Source organism: Kitasatospora arboriphila (assembly GCF_039528095.1).
In the GTDB taxonomy this organism is placed as follows: Bacteria; Actinomycetota; Actinomycetes; order Streptomycetales; family Streptomycetaceae; genus Kitasatospora; species Kitasatospora arboriphila.
The window spans coordinates 39155-62202 of record NZ_BAAALD010000015.1; the positions used below are offsets into that span (position 1 = coordinate 39155).

At 73.5% G+C, this 23048-nt stretch carries 20 protein-coding genes; 11 read left to right on the top strand and 9 right to left on the bottom strand.

Translation table 11 applies throughout. The annotated features are described in order from the left end of the window. Positions 1-27: 27 nt before the first annotated feature. From ABD353_RS10975 to ABD353_RS10990, 4 genes are all read left to right on the top strand, one after another. Entirely contained in the window at positions 28-996 is a 969-nt protein-coding gene (locus tag ABD353_RS10975; protein ID WP_344623325.1) for an amino acid ABC transporter permease, read from the top strand. Then, positions 993-1760 (top strand): amino acid ABC transporter ATP-binding protein, encoded by a 768-nt coding sequence (locus tag ABD353_RS10980; protein WP_344623326.1) that lies wholly within the window; start codon positions 993-995, stop codon positions 1758-1760. The genes ABD353_RS10975 and ABD353_RS10980 overlap by 4 nt, the downstream gene beginning before the upstream one ends. Positions 1761-1798: 38 nt before the next feature. Continuing rightward, on the top strand, positions 1799-2776 hold the full coding sequence (locus ABD353_RS10985; protein ID WP_344623327.1) for an ABC transporter substrate-binding protein: 978 nt from the start codon (positions 1799-1801) through the stop codon (positions 2774-2776). A 181-nt stretch (positions 2777-2957) separates the two neighbouring features. After that, the gene (locus tag ABD353_RS10990) at positions 2958-4088 is read left to right on the top strand and encodes a nucleotide disphospho-sugar-binding domain-containing protein (protein WP_344623328.1); all 1131 of its coding nucleotides are present in this window, start codon (positions 2958-2960) and stop codon (positions 4086-4088) included. 82 nt (positions 4089-4170) lie between these two features. Here the strand turns inward: ABD353_RS10990 and ABD353_RS10995 are convergent, their stop codons facing one another. From ABD353_RS10995 to ABD353_RS11010, 4 genes are all read right to left on the bottom strand, one after another. Beyond that, positions 4171-5544 carry an MFS transporter gene (locus ABD353_RS10995; RefSeq protein WP_344623329.1) on the bottom strand — a complete coding sequence of 458 codons (1374 nt, stop codon included), beginning with the start codon at positions 5542-5544 and terminating at the stop codon, positions 4171-4173. Further along, a complete protein-coding gene (locus tag ABD353_RS11000; protein WP_344623385.1) occupies positions 5541-6344 on the bottom strand; it encodes a glycerophosphodiester phosphodiesterase family protein in 804 nt (267 codons plus the stop codon). The genes ABD353_RS10995 and ABD353_RS11000 overlap by 4 nt, the downstream gene beginning before the upstream one ends. Positions 6345-6472: 128 nt before the next feature. Next, a complete protein-coding gene (locus tag ABD353_RS11005; RefSeq protein WP_344623330.1) occupies positions 6473-7504 on the bottom strand; it encodes a glycosyltransferase family 2 protein in 1032 nt (343 codons plus the stop codon). A 304-nt stretch (positions 7505-7808) separates the two neighbouring features. Beyond that, on the bottom strand, positions 7809-8951 hold the full coding sequence (locus ABD353_RS11010) for an acyltransferase family protein (RefSeq protein ID WP_344623331.1): 1143 nt from the start codon (positions 8949-8951) through the stop codon (positions 7809-7811). 242 nt (positions 8952-9193) lie between these two features. On the opposite strand from ABD353_RS11010, the gene ABD353_RS11015 reads away from it, so the two are divergent. Continuing rightward, positions 9194-9781, top strand: a complete 588-nt coding sequence (locus ABD353_RS11015; protein ID WP_344623332.1) for a GNAT family N-acetyltransferase — start codon at positions 9194-9196, stop codon at positions 9779-9781. Between the two features lie 81 nt (positions 9782-9862). On the opposite strand, the gene ABD353_RS11020 is transcribed toward ABD353_RS11015, so the two are convergent. The 5 genes from ABD353_RS11020 to ABD353_RS11040 all read right to left on the bottom strand — a co-directional run bounded on the left by ABD353_RS11020 (position 9863) and on the right by ABD353_RS11040 (position 16431). Further along, complete coding sequence (locus ABD353_RS11020) at positions 9863-10546, bottom strand: DUF998 domain-containing protein (protein ID WP_344623333.1); 684 nt, start codon at positions 10544-10546, stop codon at positions 9863-9865. Between the two features lie 192 nt (positions 10547-10738). Continuing rightward, positions 10739-11530, bottom strand: a complete 792-nt coding sequence (locus tag ABD353_RS11025; protein WP_344623334.1) for a maleylpyruvate isomerase family mycothiol-dependent enzyme — start codon at positions 11528-11530, stop codon at positions 10739-10741. Between the two features lie 253 nt (positions 11531-11783). Then, a complete protein-coding gene (locus ABD353_RS11030; protein WP_344623335.1) occupies positions 11784-13496 on the bottom strand; it encodes a carbohydrate binding domain-containing protein in 1713 nt (570 codons plus the stop codon). A gap of 338 nt (positions 13497-13834) precedes the next feature. After that, entirely contained in the window at positions 13835-15337 is a 1503-nt protein-coding gene (locus ABD353_RS11035) for a long-chain-fatty-acid--CoA ligase (RefSeq protein ID WP_344623336.1), read from the bottom strand. Next, entirely contained in the window at positions 15334-16431 is a 1098-nt protein-coding gene (locus ABD353_RS11040; protein WP_344623337.1) for a TauD/TfdA family dioxygenase, read from the bottom strand. The genes ABD353_RS11035 and ABD353_RS11040 overlap by 4 nt, the downstream gene beginning before the upstream one ends. Positions 16432-16593: 162 nt before the next feature. Here ABD353_RS11040 and ABD353_RS11045 point away from each other — a divergent pair, with 162 nt between their 5' ends. The 6 genes from ABD353_RS11045 (at position 16594) to ABD353_RS11070 (ending at position 22987) form a co-directional block, all read left to right on the top strand. Further along, entirely contained in the window at positions 16594-17607 is a 1014-nt protein-coding gene (locus ABD353_RS11045) for an AraC family transcriptional regulator ligand-binding domain-containing protein (RefSeq protein ID WP_344623338.1), read from the top strand. Positions 17608-17959: 352 nt separating this feature from the next. Further along, complete coding sequence (locus ABD353_RS11050; RefSeq protein WP_344623339.1) at positions 17960-19018, top strand: beta-keto acid cleavage family enzyme; 1059 nt, start codon at positions 17960-17962, stop codon at positions 19016-19018. Positions 19019-19069: 51 nt separating this feature from the next. After that, positions 19070-20044, top strand: a complete 975-nt coding sequence (locus ABD353_RS11055; RefSeq protein ID WP_344623340.1) for a quinone oxidoreductase family protein — start codon at positions 19070-19072, stop codon at positions 20042-20044. Positions 20045-20125: 81 nt separating this feature from the next. Further along, the gene (locus ABD353_RS11060) at positions 20126-21040 is read left to right on the top strand and encodes a TauD/TfdA dioxygenase family protein (protein ID WP_344623341.1); all 915 of its coding nucleotides are present in this window, start codon (positions 20126-20128) and stop codon (positions 21038-21040) included. A gap of 94 nt (positions 21041-21134) precedes the next feature. Continuing rightward, positions 21135-22406 (top strand): MFS transporter, encoded by a 1272-nt coding sequence (locus tag ABD353_RS11065; RefSeq protein WP_344623342.1) that lies wholly within the window; start codon positions 21135-21137, stop codon positions 22404-22406. Further along, on the top strand, positions 22403-22987 hold the full coding sequence (locus ABD353_RS11070; RefSeq protein ID WP_344623343.1) for an RBBP9/YdeN family alpha/beta hydrolase: 585 nt from the start codon (positions 22403-22405) through the stop codon (positions 22985-22987). Before ABD353_RS11065 ends, ABD353_RS11070 begins: the two co-directional genes overlap by 4 nt. The last annotated feature ends 61 nt before the right edge of the window (positions 22988-23048 follow it).

The window sequence follows — 23048 nt, forward strand, 5'->3', positions numbered from 1 at the left end:
GTGTCCGCCCCGCAGAGGAGTCCCGCCATGACCACCGCCGCACCCGAGCGGACCGCCGGGCCCGGAACCGGGCCGCCCGGCGACGCCGGCCTCCCGGTCGTCCCCGCGCGCCATCCGTGGCGCTGGGCGGCCGGCGCCGCCGCGCTCGTCCTGGTCGCGCAGTTCCTGCACGGCCTCGCCACCAACCCCGGCTGGGACTGGCCCACGTTCCGGGCCCACTTCGCCACCGACACCATCCTCCGGGCCGTCGGCATCACGCTCCGACTCACCTTCTGGGCCACCCTGCTGGGCTTCGCGCTCGGCGCCGCGGTCGCCGCACTGCGGCTCTCCCGCAGCGCGATCCTGCGGGCCATCGGCTGGACGTACGTCTGGGCGTTCCGTTCGATCCCGCTCATCGTCCAGTTGGTCTTCTGGTTCAACCTCTCCTACCTGTACCGGCGGTTCGGCCTCGGCATCCCGTTCGGGCCGGTGCTGTGGGAGTTCGACACCGTGCACGCGCTCGGCGCCTTCGGCGCGGCCGTCCTCGGCCTCGCCCTGCACCAGGCCGCCTTCGCCGCGGAGATCGTCCGCGCCGGGGTCCTCGCCGTCGACACCGGCCAGGCGGAGGCCGCCGCGGCGCTCGGCATCCCCCGGCTGCGGCAGGCCCGGCGGATCGTCCTGCCGCAGGCCATGCGCGGCATCCTGCCCAACGCCGCCAACGAGATCGTCTCGCTGTTCAAGGCCACCTCGGTGGTCTACGTGATGGCGATCGGCGAACTCTTCTACCAGGTCCAGGTCGTCTACGGCCGCACCGGCCGGGTCGTCCCGCTGCTCATGGTCGCCACCGCCTGGTACGTGCTGCTCACCACCCTGCTGTCGATCGGCCAGTACTGGATCGAGCGGCACTTCGCCCGCGGCGCCGACCGCACCCCGCCGCCCGGCCCGCTGCAGCGGGCCCGGGACCTCGTCCGCCGGATCACCGAGAACCGGCCCAGCCCCTCGGGAGGCCCGCGATGACCGCGACCGCCATGGTGGACGTCCGCGGCGTCCACAAGAGCTTCGGCCGACTGGAGGTGCTGCGCGGCGTGGACCTGCAGGCCGCCGCCGGCTCGGTCACCGTCGTGCTCGGCCCGTCCGGGTCGGGCAAGTCCACCCTGCTGCGGGCGATCAACCACCTGGAGAAGCTGGACCGCGGGACCGTCTCCGTCGACGGCGAACTCATCGGCTACCGCCGCTCCGGCGGCCGGCTGTACGAGCTGAAGGAGCGCGAGGTGCTGCGCCAGCGCACCCGGATCGGCTTCGTCTTCCAGGGCTTCAACCTCTTCCCGCACCTCACGGTGCTGGAGAACCTGACCGAGGCACCGGTGAGCGCCCTCGGCCGGTCCAGGGCCGAGGCCCGGGCCACCGCCCTGGACCTGCTCGCCCGGGTCGGCCTCGCCGACAAGGCCGGGGAGTACCCGCGCCGGCTCTCCGGCGGTCAGCAGCAGCGGGTAGCGATCGCCCGGGCACTCGCCCTGGAACCCAAGGTGCTGCTCTTCGACGAACCCACCTCGGCGCTCGACCCCGAACTGGTCGGCGAGGTGCTGGACGTGATCCGGGACCTCGCCGCGGCCGGCACCACCATGATCGTCGTCACCCACGAGATCGGCTTCGCCCGCGAGGTCGCCGACACCGTCGTCTTCATGGACGGCGGCGTGGTCGTCGAGCAGGGCCCGCCCGAGGCCGTCCTCGACCATCCGCAGCACGAACGCACCCGCGCCTTCCTCTCCAAGGTCCTCTGAATCCCGCACAGTCCAGCGCACCCGCACAGGAGCCCGCCGTGTCCCTGCCCCGCCGCACCCTCGCCGCCGCTGCCGCCGCCCTCCTCCTCACCGCCTGCGGCTCCGCCTCCACCGGCGCCTCCGCCGACCTCGCCGGAGCGAAGTCGGGCACCGCCCCCAACGGCGTCACGATCAACCTGACCCCGGACCAGCACCGCGTCACCACGCCCGAGGTGGACGCGATCGCCGCCCTCGTTCCGGAGGAGATCCGCCGAAGAGGGACCCTCCAGGTGGTCGACTCGCTGGGGACGGTCCCGCCGCTCGACTTCCACGCCACCGACGACCGGACGATCATCGGCGCGGAACCCGACCTCGCGCACCTGATCGGCAACGTCCTCGGCCTGAAGGTCGAACTCAACCCGGTCTCCTGGGAGAACGTCTTCGTCGGCCTCGACAGCGGCAAGTACGACCTCGGCATCACCAACATCACCGTCACCGAGGCCCGCAAGGAGAAGTACGACTTCGCCACCTACCGGCTCGACGTCCTCGGCTTCGAGGCGAGGAAGGGCGGCAGCTGGCGGGTCACCGGGCCGAAGGACGTCGCCGGGCACACCATCGGCACCTCCTCCGGCACCAACCAGGAGAAGCTGCTCGTCGCCTGGAACGACCGGAACGTCCGGGCCGGCCTCAAGCCGGTCGACATCAAGTACTACCAGAACTCCTCCGACTACTACCTGGCGCTCTCCTCGGGCCGGATCGACGCCTGGCTCGGCCCCAACCCGACCGAGGCCTTCCACGCCGCGCAGACCGGCGAGACCGAGGTCATCGGCACGTACTCCGGCGGCGGCACCGACGTCCTCGGCAAGATCGCCGCCACCACCAAGAAGGACAACGGGCTGGTCAAGGCGGTGAACGCGGCCATCAACGAGATCATCCGGAACGGCACCTACGGACAGGTCCTCAAGCGGTGGGGCCTGGACGAGGAGGCCGTGCGGACCTCCGAGATCAACCCGCCCGGCCTGCCGAAGACGGGCTGACACCGGCGCGCCGCGCGCGGATCCGGGCGCGCGGCCCGCGGGCGGCGCGGGCCGGGCGGAACGGCCGATTGTCGACGGTGGTGGGAACACGTACTGACGGTCCATCAGTTCGTCCGGGCGGGGCCGGCCCGCGGGTCGGCCCCGGAATCGTCCGACCGACGCAACACCCGGGAGACACACCGTGCGCATCCTCTTCACCGGCCCGGCAGCGCCGAGCCACCTGTACCCGATGGTGCCCACCGCGCAGGCCCTGCGGGCCGCGGGACACGACGTGCTGTTCGCCGTCCCGAGGCCGATGGAGCAGCTCGGCCTGGCGGGCTTCCCGATGGTCGGGATCGGCGACGGGACGTCCCTCCAGGAGGCGTTCGAGGCCTTCAGCGGCGAGGAGGCGGTGAGTTACGCCAAGCCCGACCTGACCCAGGACCAGATCCTCGAACGGGCCGCGGCCGCGTTCGCGTACGCCTCGCGTCCCACCGTCGACGACCTGCTGGAGACCGCCCGCGGGTGGGGGGCCGACCTGCTGGTCCACGACTCCTGCCTGGCCTCCGCGCAGTTGGTCGCCGCGCGGCTGAAGATCCCGGCGGCGCTGCAGAACTTCGGTTTCAGCTCCGGCCTGGACATGGCCGCGCGGCTGGCCCGCCGGGTCACCGACCTCTACGAGCGGTACGGCGTGTCCGCCCCGGCCGCGTCCACCCCGCTGAACATCGTCCCGGCGGCGCTGGGCGGCGATCCGGGCGGCCTGCGGATGCGCTACGTGCCCTACAACGGCGGTGGCGCCGTGCCCGTGGAGCTGCTGCGCCGGGGCGACCGGCCGCGGGTCGCGGTGACCCTCGGCACGGTGATCACCCGGATCGACGGCCTGCAGGCGATCACCCGGCTGATCGGGGCGGCCGCGGCGGTCGACGCGGAGTTCCTGCTCGCCGTGGGTGACGCGGATCTCACCCCGCTCGGTACCCTTCCGGCCAATGTCCGGCCGCTGCCGTGGGTGCCGCTGGCCGAGCTGCTGCGCGTCTGCGACGCGGTCGTCCACCACGGCGGTGCCGGCAGCGCGCTGACCGCGCTGCAGGCCGGTGTCCCGCAACTGCTCCTCCCCCAGGGCGCCGACAACTTCACCGTCGCCGACGTCCTCACCGCCACCGGCGCCGCACTGCGCAGCGGCTCCGAGGACGTGGACTCCGGGCTGCTCGACCGGCTCGTCACCGATCCGGCGCTCCGGACGGCCGCCGTGCGCCTCCGGGCGGAGAACGACGCCCTGCCCACCCCTGCCGCCCTCGTCCCCGACGTCGAGGCGCTCGTGACCGCCCGCCGCTGACCCGGGCGGCTCGTGGAAGAGCGCCGCCGCTGGTCCGGTGACCTGCGGCGGCGCTCGGGGGCCGTTCCTCGCCCGGAGCCGGTCAGAGCCGCTCGGGAACGGGGTTGCCGACGGCCTCGACGGCGCGCCGGAGCGGGACCTTCACCAGCACGGCGAAGCCGATCACGAAGAACACCAGCAGGGAGATGATCGCCGAGCGGTAGCTGCCGGTGATCTGGTACGCGAGGCCGAAGACCAGCGGGCCCATCCAGCTGGTGCCGCGGTCGCTGATCTTGTAGAAGCTGAAGTACTCGGCCTCCTTGCCGGCCGGGATCAGGTGGGAGAAGAGCGAGCGGGAGAGCGCCTGGCTGCCGCCGAGGACGAGGCCGATCATGCAGGCCAGGGCGAAGAACCAGATCGGCTTGTGGGCGGGCATGACGTAGCCGAGGGCGAGGGTGAACACCCAGGCGACCAGCGAGCCGAGGACGGTCCGCTTGGCGCCGTACCGGCCCGCGATGCGGCCGAGCAGCAGGGCGCCGCCGATCGCCACGATCTGGACCAGCAGCACGGCGGCGACCAACGAGGTCTGGTCCATGCCGAGTTCCTCGCTGCCGTAGAGCGAGGCCTGCGAGACGACGGTCTGGATGCCGTCGTTGTAGCAGAGGAAGGCGGCGAGGTAGAGCAGGGTGAGCGGGTACTGGCGCATGCCGCGCAGGGTGCGGGCGAGTTCGCGCAGGCTGCCGTCGGCGGGCCGGTCGGCCGCGGCGGGGTCGGGGGCGGCGCCGGCCCGGGAGGGCAGCCGCAGCATCGGGACGATCGTGAACAGCGCCCACCACAGGCCGGCCGAGGCGAGGCATATCCGCACGGCGGTGCCGGAGGACAGGCCGAGCGCGTCGTGGCCCTCGAACAGCGCCAGGTTGGCGATCAGCAGGAGTCCGCCGCCCGCGTAGCCGTAGGCCCAGCCCTTGGAGGAGACCGCGTCGCGCTCGTCGGGGGTGGCGAGGCGCGGGAGGTAGGCGTAGGAGAGCGCGACCGACACGGCGTACGCGATGTTGGCGACCACCAGCAGGCCGCCGCCGAGCAGGTAGCGGTCGCCGCCGAGGAAGAACATCGCCATGGTCGCGATCGCGCCGACGTAGGCGAAGCCGCACATCAGTTCCTTGTGCCGCCCGGTGCGGTCCGCGACCGTGCCGGTCAGCAGCATCACCGCGACGGACACCAGCACGGAGAAGGAGACGGTGTACGGGAAGAACGAGCCCGCGCGGATCGTCAGTCCGAGCGGGTGCACGTCGCCGGCCGCGTCGGCGGCGTTCTTGGCGACGGAGGTCAGGTACGGTCCGAGGAACACCGTCAGCACGGTGGCCGAGAACGCGGCGTTGGCCCAGTCGTTGATGTACCAGCCGAACTGCATCCGGCGCAGGGCGCGGCCGTCGGTGGAGGTGTCGAGGTGGTCCGGCAGTCGGGCCGCTGTGTTCATGGGGCTCCTGTCTCCGTGCTGGAGCCGGTGCTGCCGTCGGTCCAGCAGCCGCGCTCACCGAGGACGTCCCGCAGGACGTCGATGTGATCGGCCATGATGCCATCCACGCCCAGGTCGAGGAGAGCCCTGATCCGTACCGGATCGTCGACCGTCCAGACGTGCACCTGGAGGCCGAGCCGGTGGGCGGCGCGGACGAAGGCCCGGTCGACGACCGGCACGCCCCGGTGACGCTCCGGGACCTGCGCGCAGATCCCGGCGAACGGCGTCCCGCGGCCCCGCAGCAGCGGGCCGGCCAGTGAGCGCAGCCGCAGCCGGGCCACCTCGCGCGGGCCGAGCGAGGTGGCCAGCCGCGGGCCGGCGTCGGCGAGGGCGGCGGCGAGGCGGCTGTCGGAGAAGCCGCCGACGCAGACCCGGTCCCAGGCGTCGGTCCGGCGGACCGCCTCGACCAGCGGTCCGACGGCCTGGGCCGCCTTGACGTCGATGTTGAAGCGGGCACCGGGGAAGGCGTCGAGCAGGTCCTCCAGCAGCGGCACGGGTTCGGTGCCGCCGATCCTGGCCTGCCGGACGGTGTCCCAGGGCAGTTCGGCCACCGCGCCGGAGCTGTCGGTGACCCGGTCCAGGCGGGAGTCGTGGAAGGCCACCAGGACGCCGTCGCGGGTGGCGTGCACGTCCGTCTCGAGGTAGCGGTAGCCGAGGGCGACGGCGGCCTCGAAGGCGGCGAACGAGTTCTCCGGGCGGCCGAGGTCGCCGCCCCGGTGCGCGAAGGCGAGCGGCCCCGGGTGGTCGAGGAAGGGGTGCATGGCGTGCTCCGGGGTGCGGGAGGGGCCCACGCGGGGCCGGGTGCTGCTGCCCGCTCCGAGCTGCCCCGGACCGCGCGCGTTACAGTATGACGCAAGGTGTCAAGCAGTAACGCGCACGGTTCGCCGGCTCAGCCCCGGGCGACGGCCTGCCGGGTGCGCCGGGCGAGGCGGTGCAGACGCTGCACGGCGACGAAGCGGCGCATCCGATCGGCCAGCGTCAGACGGTACTTGAGCCACAGCTGGGTGCTCAGCCCGGCCAGCCGCTCGGGGCCGATCGCCCGGACCAGCCGGCTGACGTGCCGCTGGTAGGCCTCCCGGTAGGCGCGGTCGCCGTCCGGGACGGACCAGAAGAACATCGGGATCTCCTCGACCAGGCAGTTCCGGTCGTAGGCGCGCAGGTGCTCGGCGAACACCGGCTCGGGGCGGCCGAGCAGCCACTCCCGGACGAGCTCCATCGAGCGGACCCGGTCGGCCAGGCCGCGCGGGTCGGTCTTCTTCTGGGTGATCGACAGCTCGCCGTCCTCGCGGACCCGCCAGTGGTAGACCGGATCGGCGAGCACGTCGACCCGCTCGGCCAGGAAGTGGTGCGGCACGCTGACCGGCGCGTCCTCGTACAGGATGCCCTCGGGGTAGAGGATGCCCGCGACGTCGAAGAACGAGCGCCGGTAGACCTTGTTCCAGGCGGTGCGGTCGGTGACCAGGGCCGGCAGTTCGCTGACGTGGGTGCGCAGCCGGGTCTCGCGGAACGGGCGGCGGTGCGCGTGCGAGGGGGTGAGGCCGTCGCGCCGCAGCCGCATGGCGTTGCCGGAGGCGAAGTCGGAGCCGGTCTCGTCCAGCGTACGGATCATCAGCTGGTACGCGTGCGGCGGCAGGGTGTCGTCGCTGTCCACGAAGGCCAGGTACTCGGTGCCGGGGGTGAGGTGGCGCCAGCCGGTGTTGCGGGCGGCGCCGAGGCCCTTGTTCTCCTGCCGGACCAGCCGGAAGCGGGGGTCCTCGGCGGCGCGGGCCTCGGCGATGGCGGCCCCGCCGTCGGTCGAGCCGTCGTCGACCATGACGCACTCGAAGTCCTCGAAGGTCTGGGCCGCGATCGAGTCGAGGCACTCCCGGAGGTAGCGCTCGACGTTGTGGATCGGAACGACGACGGAGAGGCGCGGGGCCATCCAACGGCCTTTCACTCAGGGGTGGCCGCGCCGGGCGGGCGCCGGCCACCGATCACCGCAAGTGACTGGTCGCCACCGGTAGCGGCCCGAGCGTAGGGAACGCGCACGACCGGCGGATGAACGGCGGTTGGCGGTCGGCCTGCGACTCGGTGCGGCGGCCCCGGCCGGGTCACCCGGCCTTCGCCGGGGTCCGGTCGAGCCGCTCGCCGCGGCGTCGGACCGCGCGGACGGAGCAGGCGCTCCCGTCGTGAAGGCCCGGTTGCACGCCCGGTTCCCCGGAAGGCCGTCGCCCCGGCCGCCGGCATCACGGCACGAGCCTGGCCACCCCGGTCGCCCGGTGCATCACCGCCTCCAGCGGACCGCGGGCGAAGCGTGCCGTCCACAGCCCGGCCGCCACCAGCGTCCCGGCGACGAACGCGGTGAACAGCGGCAGCGGCGGCCCCGGATCCAGCCGGATCCCGAGCAGCACGACCACCAGGACGTGCGCCACGTACGCCGTCAGCGAGAGCCGCGCCACCGCGGCCACCGCCGCCGCCACGGCCGCGCCCGCGCCGGTCGCCGCCGGGCCCGTCCTCCCGGCGGGCCGGGCGGTGAGCTCCAGGCAGCCGGCGACCAGCAGCAGGGCGAACCCCAGGGCGCCCAGCACCTCGAAGCTCGTCCCGGTGTGCGGCGCCGCACCCAGCAGTCCGGCCGCGTCCCCGGGGTCGACGGCGCCGGACCCCTCCTGCGGCACCGCCGCACCCAGCAGCCGCACCGCGAGCCAGGAGCCCCCGTACCCGAGGGCCAGCAGCCCCGCGCCGACGGCCGCGGCCCGGCGCCGGACGGCCGGCCCGGACGGGTCGAGGCGGGCCAGGGCCATCCCGGCGAGCACGAACGGCATCCAGGTGGCGGCCGGGTAGGCACCGGTGAGCAACGGCTCGGCGAGGCGCTGCGGCAGGAGGTCGGCCGCCCCGGCCGTCCGCAGCGCGTACGACAGCTGGGGGGCGAGCAGGGCCCAGGCGGCGGCGAGGCCGGCGAGGACGCCGGCGGGCAGCCGGAGCAGCGGCAGGGCCAGCAGGAAGTAGGCGCCGTACGCGGTGAGGATGAGGCTGATCGGCGGGTCGAGGGCGTCCAGGGCGGCGCCGAGGGCGATCAGCAGGACGGCTCGGACGGCGATCCGGGCGGCCGACCGCCGGGCGTCCCGGCCCGTCCCCGGGCGGCGGCCGGCGAGCAGGACCAGCGAGCAGCCGGCCAGCACCGCGAACAGCGCGGAGGCCCGCCCGTGGGCGAGGCCCATGGCGGCACCGACCGGGCCTCCCGTCTCCGGGTCGGGCCCGAGGTGCGCGGCGAACATCCCGAACACGGCGAGGCCCCGGGCCAGGTCGAGTCCGACCAGGCGGGCGGGACGCGGCCCGGACTGCCGGTCGCGGCGCTCCGCGGCGGTCACCGTCCCGGCGGTTTCTGACATGCCGTCCACTCTGCCGGGCCGGCCCTGGGGGTGCATCGGGCGATCGGCGGACGCCGTCACCCGCCGACCGGCGGGGTGGCACGGCCCGCCCCCGGGCGGGACCGACGGCCGGGCGCCGCCCGGTCCTGCCGGGTGCGGGCCACCCGGTCCTGCCAGGTGCGGGCCACCCGGTACTGCCGGATGCGGGCCGGGCTCTGGCATACCCCTGTCAGGAATCGCCGGGCGGGGTTAGCCTGCTCGGCATGGCACCACGGCCCCTCGCGCCCGTCGTCCTGCACGGCCGGTACGTCCGGCTGGAGCCGCTGACCACGGCGCACGTACCCGACCTGCACCTCGCGGGCAGCCGTGACGACGGCCTCTGGCAGTGGCTCCCGGTGGTCACTCCCTACACGCTCGGCGAGATGCACATGCTGGTCGAACAGCGGCTCGCCCAGCAGTCGGCGGGGAACGCGGTGATGTTCGCGATCGTCCCGGCGGGCTCCACCCGGGCCGCCGGCTGGATCGCGTACACCGACATCGCGGTCGTCGACGAGCGCCTGGACATCGGCTGGCACTGGGCCGCGCGGAACACCTGGGAGACCCCGATGACCGCCGAGGCCCACTTCCTCCTGCTCCGCCACGCCTTCGACGACCTGGGCTTCGGCCGTGTCCAGTGGCAGGTCGACCACCTCGACGTGCGCACCCAGCTCACGCTGTCCGGCCTCGGCGCCGTCCGGGAGGGGCCGCTGCGCCGCCACGCGCGGCGCTCGGACGGCACCTGGCGCGACACCCTCGTCTACGCGGTGCTCGCCACGGAGTGGCGGGACGGCCTCCGCGCGGGGCTGCTCTGAACGCGGCCCCGCGCTCCCCGGGAACGGTCCCGGGGAGCGCGGGGCGACGGGGGCGCGGTCCGCGCCCGGGGATGTCCGTGATCAGGCCGGAGCCGGACCGGGTGAGGCCGTGGACGCGACCGCGCCGATCGCCGCGCTCTTGACGAGCCACGCGACACCGAACGCGAACACCGACACCGCCTCGCCGACGTACGTCAGGGTCAGCGGGAGGTCCCACGCGAAGTGCAGCACGCCGGCCGTGGCGATCATGACGGTGCAGCCGACGACGACCCAACCGCACACCAGGTAGACCGCGTTGTGGATGCGGTGTCCCGGCCGGCCCCGGCCGTCGCCGAACAGCCGCAGGCAGAAGAACGCGAGCAGGCCGAACAGTCCTGCGGCGAAGCAGAGGTGGAGGATGCCGACCGTCGTCTGCACCTGGGTGGGGTGCGGGGTGACGGACGTCGGCGGCAGGGTGGGGAACATCGCCACCAGGATCGCGAACACCCCGGCCAGTGAGCTCAGCCGGTCCTCGCGTCGGTCGTGGCGGTAGCAGATCAGGAAGACGCCGATGGCGCACAGACTGCCGACGAAGACGTTGCGCATGTGCGTGTAGTACGACGCGCTCATGGAGGCGAGCAGTGTGAGCCGCGCCGACGTGATGATGTTTCCGACGAGGAGGACGATCGGCAGGAGGAACCCGATGACGCCGACGCCGAAGCGGAGGCGCTGAACGGTCTGCGGGTCCTGGTCCTGCGGGTCGAATCCGGAGTCACGGTGGGTCATGAGACGCTCCCTCAGCCACCCGGAATGCTCAGTACCTCCCGATTTTCCCGGACCCGCTTACCTCGAAACCGCGCCACGCGCACGTCGAATTCACGCCATCCCTGCGGCCGACGCCCGCACCGTCCCGCGCGCCCCGCCCGCCCCAGGCGCCCGTCCGCCATCGCTCCCCGGCGGCCCGGCGGCCCGGCGGGTTCAGAAGGCCGAGTGGGCGAACCAGTGCGCCAGCAGCTCCGCGTCCCCCTCCCGGGCGACGGCGTCCTTGCCGAGGGAGGGCCGTCCGTACACGAGCAGCAGCAGGTCGACGGCGGCGCCCCGGACGGTCGCGTCGGCGGGGGCCGATCCGTCGTCGGCCGGGTCGAGGCCGAAGCCGTCCGGCCGCAGGCGGACCAGCCAGCTCTCGTTCCCGTCGGTCGCGCGGAAGCGGATCGTGCGGTCGTCCGCGCGGAGCTCGGCCACCTCGGGGGCGAACAGGCCGGCGAAGGGGAGGTTGGTCAGGAACTCGTCCACGCCGTCGGCGGCGAGCGTGCGGTCGACCTCCGGCCGCACCCCGAGGGCCAGCTCCGCGTCGACCCGGTGCACCAGGGTCTCGAACAGCATCCGGCGCGCCCAGAACCGGGCGTGCTGGTCGGCGCCCCAGGCCCACATCGGGGCGTCCGGGTCGGTGGCCCGGAAGGCGTCCGCCGCGACCGCCGCGCTCCCGGCCAGCCAGTCGGCCCACCCGTCGTCGCCGGCGGGCAGCTGCAGGTCGACGTCGCGGCTCCGCGGCGGCTCCTGGATCCGCCCGTGCAGCAGCACGGAGAACCAGCGGTGCACGCTGCCCGCGTGCCGGACCAGGTCGGCCAGCGTCCAACCGGGGCAACTCGGCACCGGGGTCGCGAAGTCGGCGCCGTCGAGGGCCGCCGCGAAGCGGGCGGTCTCCGCGGCGACGGCCGCACGGTGGTCGATCGGGGCGGTCCCGGGGACCCGGAGGCCGGACGTCGTCATACCAGCTGCGCCTCTCTGGACGGAACGGCGCTCCCGGTGGATCGGAGGCTGCTGCGGATGCGAACCTCGCGCGCCGATAGAACCGTAGACTCAATTATTCAGGTGGTCAACCATTGCCCCGCCCCGGTCGACGCTCCACGGCCGCGCCCCGGGCCCGGGCCCGAGGGCAGGTCGGTCGGTGACCGACTGCGGCTCGGGGCCGTGCACCGGGGCGCGGGGTTCAGCGGGACGTCAACGGGACGTCAGTGGGAGGTCAGCGGCCCTGGAGGGCCTTGGCGTTGTCGCCGAAGGTCCAGCCCTTCGAGCCGTCCCAGTTGATCGACCAGGTCATGAGTCCCTTCAGCGAGCCGCCGAAGGCGTTCCACGACTGGCCGACCAGGCTCGGCGCCATGTAGCCGCCGCCCGCGCCGGACTGGGCCGGCAGGCCGGGCACCTGCTTGTCGTAGGGCACCTTCACGGTGGTGCCCTGGATTACCAGGCCGTTGTTCAGGCAGGTGGTCTGCGCGGTGAAGCCCTGGACGGTGCCGGCCTGGTAGGAGTCGCCGGAGCAGCCGTACATGCTGCCGTTGTAGTACTGCATGTTCAGCCACCAGAGGCGGCCGTTGTCGACGTACTTCTTGATGATCGGCAGGTAGGCGCCCCAGATCGAGCCGTAGGTGACGCTTCCGCCGGTGACGTACGCGGTCTCGGGGGCCATGGTCAGGCCGAAGCCCGCGGGCATCTGGGCCAGCACGCCGTCGATGATGCGCACCAGGTTGGCCTGGGAGGCGGACAGGGTGGTGATGCTGCCGCTGCCGGAGAGGCCGGTCTCGATGTCGATGTCGATCCCGTCGAAGTTGTACTTCTTGAGGATCGGGACGACGGTCGCGACGAACCTGTCGGCGACGGCGCTGGAGCTCAGGTCGATGCCCGCGGCGGCACCGCCGATGGACATCAGGATCGTCGCCCCGGCCGCCTTGGCCTGGCACATCTCGGCGGGGGTCGAGACCTTGACGCCCGCGTCCATGCCGTCCTGCCACAGGACGGTGCCGTCCGAGAGGATCACCGGGAAGGCGGCGTTGACGACGTTGTAGCCGTGCGCGGCGATCCGGCTGTCCGTGATCGGCACCCAGCCCATGCCGGGGTGGACGCCGTTGGAGGCGCCGTCCCAGTTCTCCCAGTAGCCCTGCAGGACCTTGCCGGACGGCTTCGGCTTCGTGGGGCAGGTGTCGCCCGTCGAACTGCCGCTGGGCGAGGCGCTGGTGGTCGGACTGCCGGACGGGCTGGTGCTGGTGGAGGGAGAGGTGCTGGTGCTCGGCGAGGCGCTGGTCGACGGGCTGGTGCTGGAGCTCGGCGAGGGGCTGCTGCCGCCGGGGCCGGTGAGCGACACGTCGTCCGCGTAGTACGCGGACTGCCCGTACCAGCCGTGCACGTAGACGGTCACCGAGGTGGTGGTCGCCCCGGTGGTGAAGCTGACGCTCAGCTGGCCGTACGACGCGTTGTTCGGCGTCCAGGTGGAGGGGGCGGTGGTGAGGCCGGTGCCGGTGGCGCCGAGGTAGACGTAGCTGCCCTGGACGTAGGCGCTCAGCGTGTACTGGGAGTTGGGCTGCACGCTGACGGTCTGCGCGCACTGGGCGGTGTCCTGGCCGGTCGGCGTGGCCTTGAGCGCGGAGGTGCCGGCGTGGACCGGGCTGCCGACGGCCGTGCCGGAGCCGCCGGAGCAGGTCCAGCCGGAGAGCCCGCTCTCGAATCCGGGGTTGGCGACCAGGTTGGTGGCGGCGGCCCCGGCCGTGACGGAGCCGGCCACCGCGATGCCGCCGCCGATGACGGCGGCGGCGCTCACGCCGGCGACGGCGCGCCTCAGGACGGTCGAACCGTGCGCGGCGTGGCGGGCGCGGTGCACCTGCGGGGCGCGTTCGAAGCCGGGCTCCGGGCAGGGGCGGACGTCGCCCGGGGGACGCGGGGTCCGCGACCTTCGACGGAACATGCTGTGCTCCCTTCCCGCCGGGCGTCAGTCATGGACATGACCAGTACGTGGGGGTGTGACGTCCGGCTGCGGGTGAGGTGGGGACATGTGGGGGCTGTGCCGGTCCGGATCGTAGGAGGGGCGGCGAGGCGTGGTCAATAGGTCTGGACCAATAGCGCGGGCTGCGGTCCGGCCGAGCAGGGGCGATGCCCGCAAGTTCGGCGTGCGGGAAGACCGATGAGTACCCCTCGGCCACCGCGGGCAGGTCGACCGGAACCGGCGCATCCTTCAACGCGACCTGCCCGGAACGCCGTTGTACGGTCGACCTGCCGCTGCGGCCCGCTCGGAGCAGAGCCGGGTCAGGTCGCCGCGGGCTGCTCGACCACGATCTCGCGCTTGAGGATCTTGCCGGTGGCGCCCTTGGGGAGCTGCTCGGTGAAGGTGACGATCCGGGGGTACTTGTAGGCGGCCACCCGCTGCTTGACGTGCTCGCGGATCAGGTCGGCGGTGGTGTGCGCACCCTCCCGGAGGACGATCACGGCGGCGATCTCCTCCCCGTGGTGCTCGTGCGGGACACCGACGACCGCCGCCTCGGCCACCGCCGGGTGCTCGTACAGCACCTCCTCGACCTCCCTCGGGTAGACGTTGTACCCGCCGCGGATGATCAGGTCCTTCTTGCGGTCGACGATGTAGTAGTAGCCGTCCTCGTCGACCCGGGCCAGGTCGCCGCTGTGGAACCAGCCGTCCTGGAAGGCCTCCTCGGTCGCCTCCGGCCGGTTCCAGTACCCCTTCATCACGTTCTCGCCGCGGATCGCGATCTCGCCGACCTCACCGGGCCCGGCCGGGCTGCGGTCGGCGGCCACGAGCCTGAGTTCCACGCCGCGGACCGGGAGGCCGATCGAGCCGGCCCGGCGGGGCCGGCCGGGGTGGTTGAACGAGGCCACCGGGGCGGTCTCGGAGAGTCCGTACCCCTCCAGCACGACGGTGCCGAACGAGCGCTCGAAGGTGTGCAGCACCTCGACGGGCAGCGCGGCGCCGCCCGACACGGCCAGCCGCACCTGCGGGAGGTCCAGGCCGTCCGGGGCAACGGTGTTGAGCAGCGCGGTGTACATGGTGGGCACGCCGAGGAAGACGGTGGCGCCGTCCCGCCGGAGGATCTCCAGGGCCTGCCGGGGGTCGAAGCGCGGCAGCAGGGTGAGGGCGGCGCCGGCCGCGACGGCGGCGTTCATCGCGCAGGTCTGCCCGAAGGCGTGGAACAGCGGGAGGCCGCCGAACAGGACGTCCTCCGGGCCGAGTTCGAAGAGCGTCTCGACGCAGGTCACGGCGTTGCTGAGCAGGTTGCGGTGGGTGAGCTCGGCGCCCTTCGGCGTACCCGTGGTGCCCGAGGTGTAGAGGATCACCGCGGTGTCCTCGGCGGCCCGCTCGGCGACCCCGTGCAGCGGCGGGATGCTGCCGAGCAGGGTGTCGAAGGCGGTGGCCTCGACGACCAGGCTGCCGACCCCGGCGTCCGCGGCGGCCTCGGCGACCTCGTAGGCGAAGGGCGGGGCGGTCAGGACGGTGCGGGCCCCGGAGTCCCGCAGGACGAAGGCCATCTCACGGGCCTTCAGCAGCGGGTTCATGGGCACCACGACGGCGCCGGCGCGCAGCACGGCGTAGTAGGCGACGGGGAAGAGCGCGACGTTGGGCAGGACCAGGGCCACCCGGTCGCCGGGCCGGACGCCGTCCGCGTGCAGCAGTGCGGCCAGCCGGGCGCTGGCGTCCTCCAGCCGGGTGTAGCTCAGGACGGTCCCGTCCTGCCGGACGGCGGTCCGTTCCCCGTGCTCCCGGGCCGAGGACACCAGGAGCGAGGCGAGGTTGGTCATGGCGTGGTCTCCTTCGGGGCGAGCCGGTGGTGGCTCCGGTACGGGAGGCGGACCGTGCGGTCCGCCCGGTGCTGCGGGGCGATCACGTCGCGGGGTGGGACGCCGCCGCGGCCGGGGGCGGTGTCGGCCCGGTGCGGGTCCGTCCACAGGGCGGGCGGCAGCGGCCGGCCCCGGCGCAGGGCGAGCCAGAGCCGCAGCAGGTGGCGGCGGTGTCCGGGGCCGTCCCGGTAGGCGGAGCGGGAGTGCAGGACGGCGAGGTTGTTGACCAGGAGCAGGTCGCCGGCCTCCAGGTCGAGGTCGAGGCGGGCCGCCGGGGAGGAGGCCGCCCCGTCGATCAGGTCGAACAGTTCGGTGTCGGCCGGCTCCAGCCGCGGCGCGTCGGGGAACCGCTGTGCGGACTCCAGGTGGCACCGGTGGTAGCGCAGGCTGAGCCGGCCGGCGTGCCAGCAGGCGAGGGGCACGGTGTCGTAGGGGCGCTCGCCCGGGCCGTGCTCCTCCCTGCGGTCCACGGCGTACCGGCGGTAGAGGCGGCGCGCCAGGTCGGGGCGGTGCGCCAGGACGGCGTTGTGGACGGCGGCGGAGCTGGCCAGGCCGATCCGTCCGCCCGCGGCGGCCGGGCGCAGGCAGAGCAGGGCGAGGACGTCGGAGCCGTCGGTGTGGAACCCGAGGGCGTTGCGGGTCTGGTAGCCGCGGGTCGCGGGGTCGGCCAGCGTCCGGCCGGTGTCGCGGACGTGGCCGAGCAGGTGGCCGGCGGCGTTCTGGGAGACCGGGGCGCCGAGGTGCCGGCCGATCCCCCAGAGGACGTTGGCCGCCGCGCCCGCGCCGCACCGGTCGACCGGCAGGCCCTTCACCAGGACGAATCCCCGGCCGTTCTCCAACTCCTCGGCGATGCCGTCCAGTTCGGCGGCGAGGGTCGGCAGCGGGAAGTCCGCCGCGGTCGACCTCAGCAGGGTGGTTCCGCGACTGCGTGCGGTGTGCAGTGCGGCGTCCAGCTCGGCGAGGTGCGCCGGTGACAGCCGGACGGTCCACGTGTCGCGGCCCGCCAGGTCGGGGCCGTGCCAGGCGGCCGGTCCGGTGAGGTGCTCCTGCAGCATTCCGTGGGCTCCTTCCCCCGCCGGGCGGCCGTCCGCCGCCAGGGGCCGGGCTGCCGACCTGCTCGGCGGTGGTGCAACGCTAGGAGTCCGCCCGTCGCACTGCTTGACTTCACGTGACAGTTGGCTTACCACTTGGGGACATTCTCCGAGGGAGTTGATCCCGTGAGGCCACTGGTCCGCACCGCCGCGCTGAGCGGATACGTCGAGCTGAGCCGGTCGCTGGGCCTCGACCCGCAGCCGCTGATGAAGCGGGTCGGCCTGGATGCCGCCGGCCTCGCCGTGCAGGACCGGTGGATCTCCGGCGCGGCCGTTGTCCACCTGCTGGAGCTCTCGGCCGCCGCCGCCCGGCACGAGGACTTCGGCCTGCGGATGTCCGAGTTCCGGCGGTTCTCCAGCCTCGGCCCGATCAGCCTCGTCCTGCGCGAGGAGCCGGACGTGCGCAGCGCGCTCGGGCTCATGCTCCGGCACGAGCACATGTACAACGAGGTGCTGCACACCCGGCTCTCCGAGCGCGACGGGCTGGCGACGATCAAGGTCGGGCTGGACCTCGGCGAACCGCTGGAGCACCGCCAGGCGACCGAACTGGCCGTGGGGGCCTTCCACCGCGTCCTGCTGGGCTTCCTCGGCGCCCACTGGCGTCCGCTGTCCGTCTGCTTCACCCATCCCGCCCCGGCGGACACCGGCACCCACCGGCGGGTCTTCGGTTCGACGGTGGAGTTCGGCCGGGAGTTCGACGGCATCGTCTTCTACGCGGGCGACCTCGACTCGCCCAACGCGATGTCCGACCCGCAGCTGCGGACGTACGCCCGGCAGTACTTCGAGGCCATCGCCGTCCCCCGGGACACCACCGTGCCGGACCGGGTGCGCGAGCTGATCGAGGTGCTGCTGCCGACCGGGCGCTGCTCGATCGAGCAGGTCGCCCGCAGCCTGGGCGTGGACCGGCGCACGGTGCACCGCCATCTCGCGCAGTCGGGCGAGACCTTCTCCTCACTGCTCAACGCGACGCGGGTGCAGCTCGCCGAGCAGTTCGTGGCCAACGGCCGGCGGTCGCTCACCGAGATCGCCGACCTGCTGGGGTTCTCGGCGCCCAGCGCGTTCTCCCGCTGGTTCCGCGAGCAGTTCGGCTGCACCGCCCGGGAGTGGCGCGAGCGCCGGGGGCAGACCGCGGAGCACTGACCGCGTCGGCACCCCGGGACGGGTGTCCCCAAATGGAAAGTCCGCTGTCACCCACGGTCAAGCACGGCCGCCCGGCGCGCCCTACCTTTGCTGCACCGCGAGAGACCGCCGGCCCCGCAACGACGGGCCGGGCGGGGGCCCACCCTCAGCCTTCGCCCCGCCGGCCGGGAGCACCACGCCGTCCGAGCCCCGTCCGCCGGGCCGGACCCGCACCGCCCCGCACCGCAGCGCTCAGCACCACAGCGTTCAGCACCACAGCGTTCAGCACTGAAGCGGCTCGCGCCACGGCGCCCCGTACCGCGGCGTCCCTCGCCGCACCGGCGCCCACCCCATCCGACGAAGGAGACGGACCGTGCACTTCCTCGACGACTCCCTGCTGCCCGAGAACCAGCAGAAGCTGGTCATCCAGGCCGCACCCTACGGGCCCGAGTGGCTGCCCGGCGACGCCCCCGACCTGCCGCTCACCATGGACGAGCACGTGCAGGCGGCCGTCGACTGCTACAACGCGGGCGCCACCGTCCTGCACATCCACGTCCGCGAGCTGGACGGCAAGGGCTCCAAGCGGCTGTCGATGTTCAACGAGCTGGTCGGCCGGCTGCGCCAGGCGGTGCCGGACATGGTGCTGCAGATCGGCGGCTCGATCTCCTTCGCCCCCGAGGGCGAGGGCGCGGACGCCGAGTGGCTGTCCTACGACACCCGTCACATGCTCGCGGAGCTCGACCCCAAGCCGGACCAGGTCACCATCGCGATCAACACCAGCCAGATGAACATCGTCGAGATCATGACGGCGGACGACCTGGAGGGCACCTCGATCGCCAAGCCCGAGTACTACCGCGCGTACCGCGACATGTACCTGGAGGCCGGGCCGGAGTTCTACCTGGAGCACCTGGAGCGGCTGCGGGACAAGGGCATCCAGCCGCACTTCCAGCTCGCCACCATCGCCCAGCTGGAGACCGTCGAGCGGCTGATCCGCTCCGGCGTGTACACCGGGCCGCTGGTGCTCAACTACGTGGCCATCGGCGGCGGTTTCGCCGGCCGGCACCCCGCCGACCTGATCGAGTTCGTCCGCCGGGTGCCGGACGGCGCGGTGCTCACCATCGAGAGCTCGATGCGCGCCGTCGCCCCGATGAACGCCATCGGCATCGCCCTCGGCTGCCACGTGCGCGTCGGCAACGAGGACAACCTGTGGGGCCGCAAGGGCGAGCGGATGACCTCGGTGCAGCAGGTCGAGCAGATGGTCACGATCGCCGACGCCCTCGGCCGCGACGTCGCGAGCGGCGCCGAGGCGAAGGAGATCTACCACCTCGGCGAGTACTACGCGGACACCGAGGAGACCCTGGCGCAGCTCGGCATGGTGCCGAACCGCCGCCCCGGGCAGCGCGGCTTCATGCTCCGCGACGTCAAGCACTGACCCCCGCGGCACACCACGACCAGCCCCGAGACCAGAGCAACGGAGCACCCCATGGCCCACGCCATCCGCTTCCACGAGACCGGCGGTCCCGACGTCCTGCGCTGGGAGGAGGTCGAGGTCGGGGCGCCGGGCCCGGGCGAGGTCCGGATCCGCCACGCGGCCGTCGGCCTCAACTTCGCCGACACGTACTTCCGGACGGGGCTCTACCCCGCCCCGCTGCCCGCCGGACTCGGTGTGGAGGCGGCCGGCACGGTGGAGGCCGTCGGCCCCGGCGTCACCGGCTTCGCCGAGGGCGACCGCGTGACCTACACCGGCAGCCCGCTCGGCGCCTACAGCACCGAACGGGTCATGCCCACCGGCTCGTTGATCAAGCTGCCCGACGCGATCGGCTTCGAGACGGCCGCCGCCATGACCATGCGCGGCCTCACCTCCGCCTACCTGCTGCGCCGGATCCACCCGCTGCAGGCCGGCGACACGGTGCTGCTGCACGCGGCGGCGGGCGGCGTCGGCCTGATCCTCTGCCAGTGGGCCAAGCTGCTCGGCCTCACCGTGATCGGCACGGTCTCCAGCACCGAGAAGGCCGAACTCGCCCGCGCCCACGGCTGCGACCACGTCGTGTACTACCGCGAGGAGGACGTCGCCGCCCGGGTGCGGGAGCTCACCGGCGGCGAGGGCGTGCCGGTCGTCTTCGACAGCGTCGGGCGGACCACCTTCGCCGGTTCGCTCGCCTCGCTGCGGCGACGCGGACTGCTGGTCTGCTTCGGCACCGCCTCCGGCCCCGTCCCGCCGATCGACGCCATGCAACTCGCCCTGCACGGCTCGGTGTTCGTGACCAGGCCGGCACTCGCCGACTACATCGCGGACCCGGCGGAACGCGCCGAGCTCGCGGGCGAGCTCTTCGGCCACGTCGCCGCCGGCCGGATCAGGATCGAGATCAACCAGCGCTACTCGCTCAAGGACGCCGCACAGGCGCACCGCGACCTGGAGGGCGGCCGGACCACCGGCTCCTCCGTCTTCGTCCTCTGACCCGCACCGCGGACCCACCCGCGCCGCGGACCCCGCACCCGCGCCCGGCGCGGACCCCACCGCCTCCCCCGGAGGATCCACATGAACCAGACCGCCCTCCCCGGCCCGGCCGCACCGGCCCTGGTGCGCCCCTCCGTCCGCCGCTCGATCAAGGTCGAGCCGCTGACCTGCACCATCGGCGCCGAACTGTCCGGGGTGAACCTCGGCGACGCCTCCCGCGACGCCGACCTGTTCGCCGAGATCAGGGAGCTCCTGCTCCGGCACAAGGTCCTGTTCCTGCGGGACCAGGACATCACCCGGGCCGAACACGTCGCCTTCGCCCGGCGGTTCGGCCCGCTGGAGGACCACCCGGTGGCCGGCAGCGACCCCGACCACCCCGGGCTGGTGCGCATCTACAAGGAGCTCGACAGCGCGCCCGAGCACTACGAGAACGCCCTGCACACCGACGGCACCTGGCGGGAGACCCCGGCGATGGGCGCGGTCCTGCGCTGCGTCGTGACCCCGCCGGTCGGCGGCGACACGCTCTGGGTCAACATGGCCGAGGCGTACCGCCGGCTGCCGGACCACGTCAAGGAGCAGATCGAGGGCCTGCGGGCCCGGCACAGCATCGAGGCGACGTTCGGCGCGGTGATGCCGACCGAGGCGCGCCACCGGCTGAAGGCCCAGTACCCGGACGCCGAGCACCCGGTGGTGCGCACCCACCCCGAGACCGGCGAGAAGATCCTCTTCGTCAACGGCTTCACCACGCACTTCGTCAACTACCACACCCCGGAGAACGTCCGCTTCGGCCTGGACTACGCCCCGGGCGCCGCCAACCTGCTGACGTACCTGATCAGCCAGGCGGCGATCCCCGAGTACCAGGTGCGCTGGCGCTGGCAGCCGAACAGCGTCGCGATCTGGGACAACCGCTCCACCCAGCACTACGCCGTGCAGGACTACTGGCCCGCCGTCCGCCGGATGGAGCGCGCCGGAATCGTCGGAGACAGACCCTTCTGAGCCCGTCCCAGCAACAGGTGAGGTGGTAACAATGGCGTTTCACACCGATGCGGAGCCGGCGGCGGCTCCGGCCGCCGCTGCCCAGGCGCCGGCCGTGTCCAGGCGCTACGCCTGGGTGGTCTTCGCGCTGAGTTTCGGACTGCTCCTCTCGGACTACATGTCACGGCAGGTGCTGAATGCGGTCTTCCCGCTGCTGAAGGCCGAATGGATGCTGACGGACGCCAAGTTGGGATCGCTCAGCGGCGTCGTCGCCCTGGCGGTCGGCGTGCTGGCCTTCCCGATGTCGCTGCTCGCCGACCGCTGGGGCCGGGTGCGGAGCCTGGTGGCCGCGGCGATCACGTGGAGCGTGGCGACCCTCGGCTGCGCGGTGGCGGCGGACTACGGCCAGATGTTCGTCGGCCGTCTCTTCGTCGGCATCGGCGAGGCCGCCTACGGCAGTGTCGGCATCGCCGTGGTGCTCAGCGTCTTCCCGATCGGCATGCGGGCCACCCTCTCGGGGGCGTTCATCGCCGGCGGCGCGTTCGGCTCCGTCCTCGGCGTCGCGATCGGCGGCGCCGTCGGCCAACACCTGGGCTGGCGCTGGGCGTTCGGCACCATGGGGATCTTCGGGCTGGTCCTCGCGGTGGTCTTCGCCCTGGTGGTCACCGAGAAGCGGCTGCACCCCGGACCGCGCCCGAGCCGGGCGGAGCGCGCGGCGGCGGCACCACTGCGCGCCCTGCTGCCCAAGCTGTTCTCCTCGGTCTCGGTGGTCGGCGCGTACGTCGGCAGCGGGCTCCAGCTGTTCATCCCCGGAGCGCTGATCGCCTGGCTGCCCAGCTTCTTCAACCGCTACTACGGGATGCCCACGGCCAGGGCCGGCGGCACGGCGGGGCTCTACGCCCTGCTCATCGGCATCGGCATGGTCGGCGGCGGCATGGCGTCCGACCGGATCAGCCGGTCCGACCCGGCCCGCAAGTGGCTCGTCGCCCTCGCCTGCAGCCTGGGATCACTGGTGCTGCTGACGGCCGCGTTCCGGATCCCGACGGGGGCGCCCCAGCTCCTCCTGCTCGGCGCCGGCGCACTGCTCTCCGGCGCGACGGCCGGCCCGGCGGCCGCCATGGTCGCCAATCTGACCCCGGACGCGATCCCGGCGACCGCCTTCGGCACCCTCACCCTGGCCAACAGCCTCCTCGGCCTGGCCCCCGGGCCTGCGGTCACCGGGATGATCGCGGACCGCACCGGCCTGCTCGGCGCGCTGCAGCTCGTCCCCCTGGTCGCCCTGCTGGCCTCGGCCTGCTTCCTGGTCGGCCGCAGCCGCTACCGCACCGACCTGCGCCGCCTGAACGGCTTCGCCCCGGCCCCCCACGAAGCGGAGACACCCGCATGAGCTCCCCCCTCCCTCCCCCGGTCGTGATCGTCCCCGGGCTGCGCGGCCACGTGGCCGACCACTGGCAGACCGTCCTCGCCGACGGGCTCGCCGCCGCCGGCCGGGACGTCCGCACCGTCCCGCCGCTGGCCGGCGACGACGACCGGATCGACTGCGAGGCCCGGGTCGCCGCCCTCGAGGAGACGGTCGCCGAGGCGCCCGGGCCGCCGATCCTGGTCGCCCACAGCGCCGGGGTGATGACCACCGTCCACTGGGCGCTGCGGACCGGACGCCCGGTCCACGGCGCGTTGCTGGCCACCCCGCCGGACTTCGACACCCCGCTGCCCGAGGGCTATCCCACCCCGGAGGCGCTCCGGCAGAAGGGCTGGACCCCGACGCCGAGAACGGCCCTGCCGTTCCCCAGCATCGTCGCGATGAGCGACGACGACCCGCTCGGCCACCCGCAGAGGGTCGCCGGGATGGCGGCCGCCTGGGGCAGCCGCCTGATCGGGCTCGGAGCGGTCGGCCATCTCAACCCCGCCTCCGGCTACGGTCCTTGGCCGCAGGCGGCGGAGCTGGTCCGCGAACTCGAGTTCGGCTGACGACACCGGCACACCGGGGCGTGTCCGACGGCTCCCGCCAGACGCGGGAGCCGTCGGACAC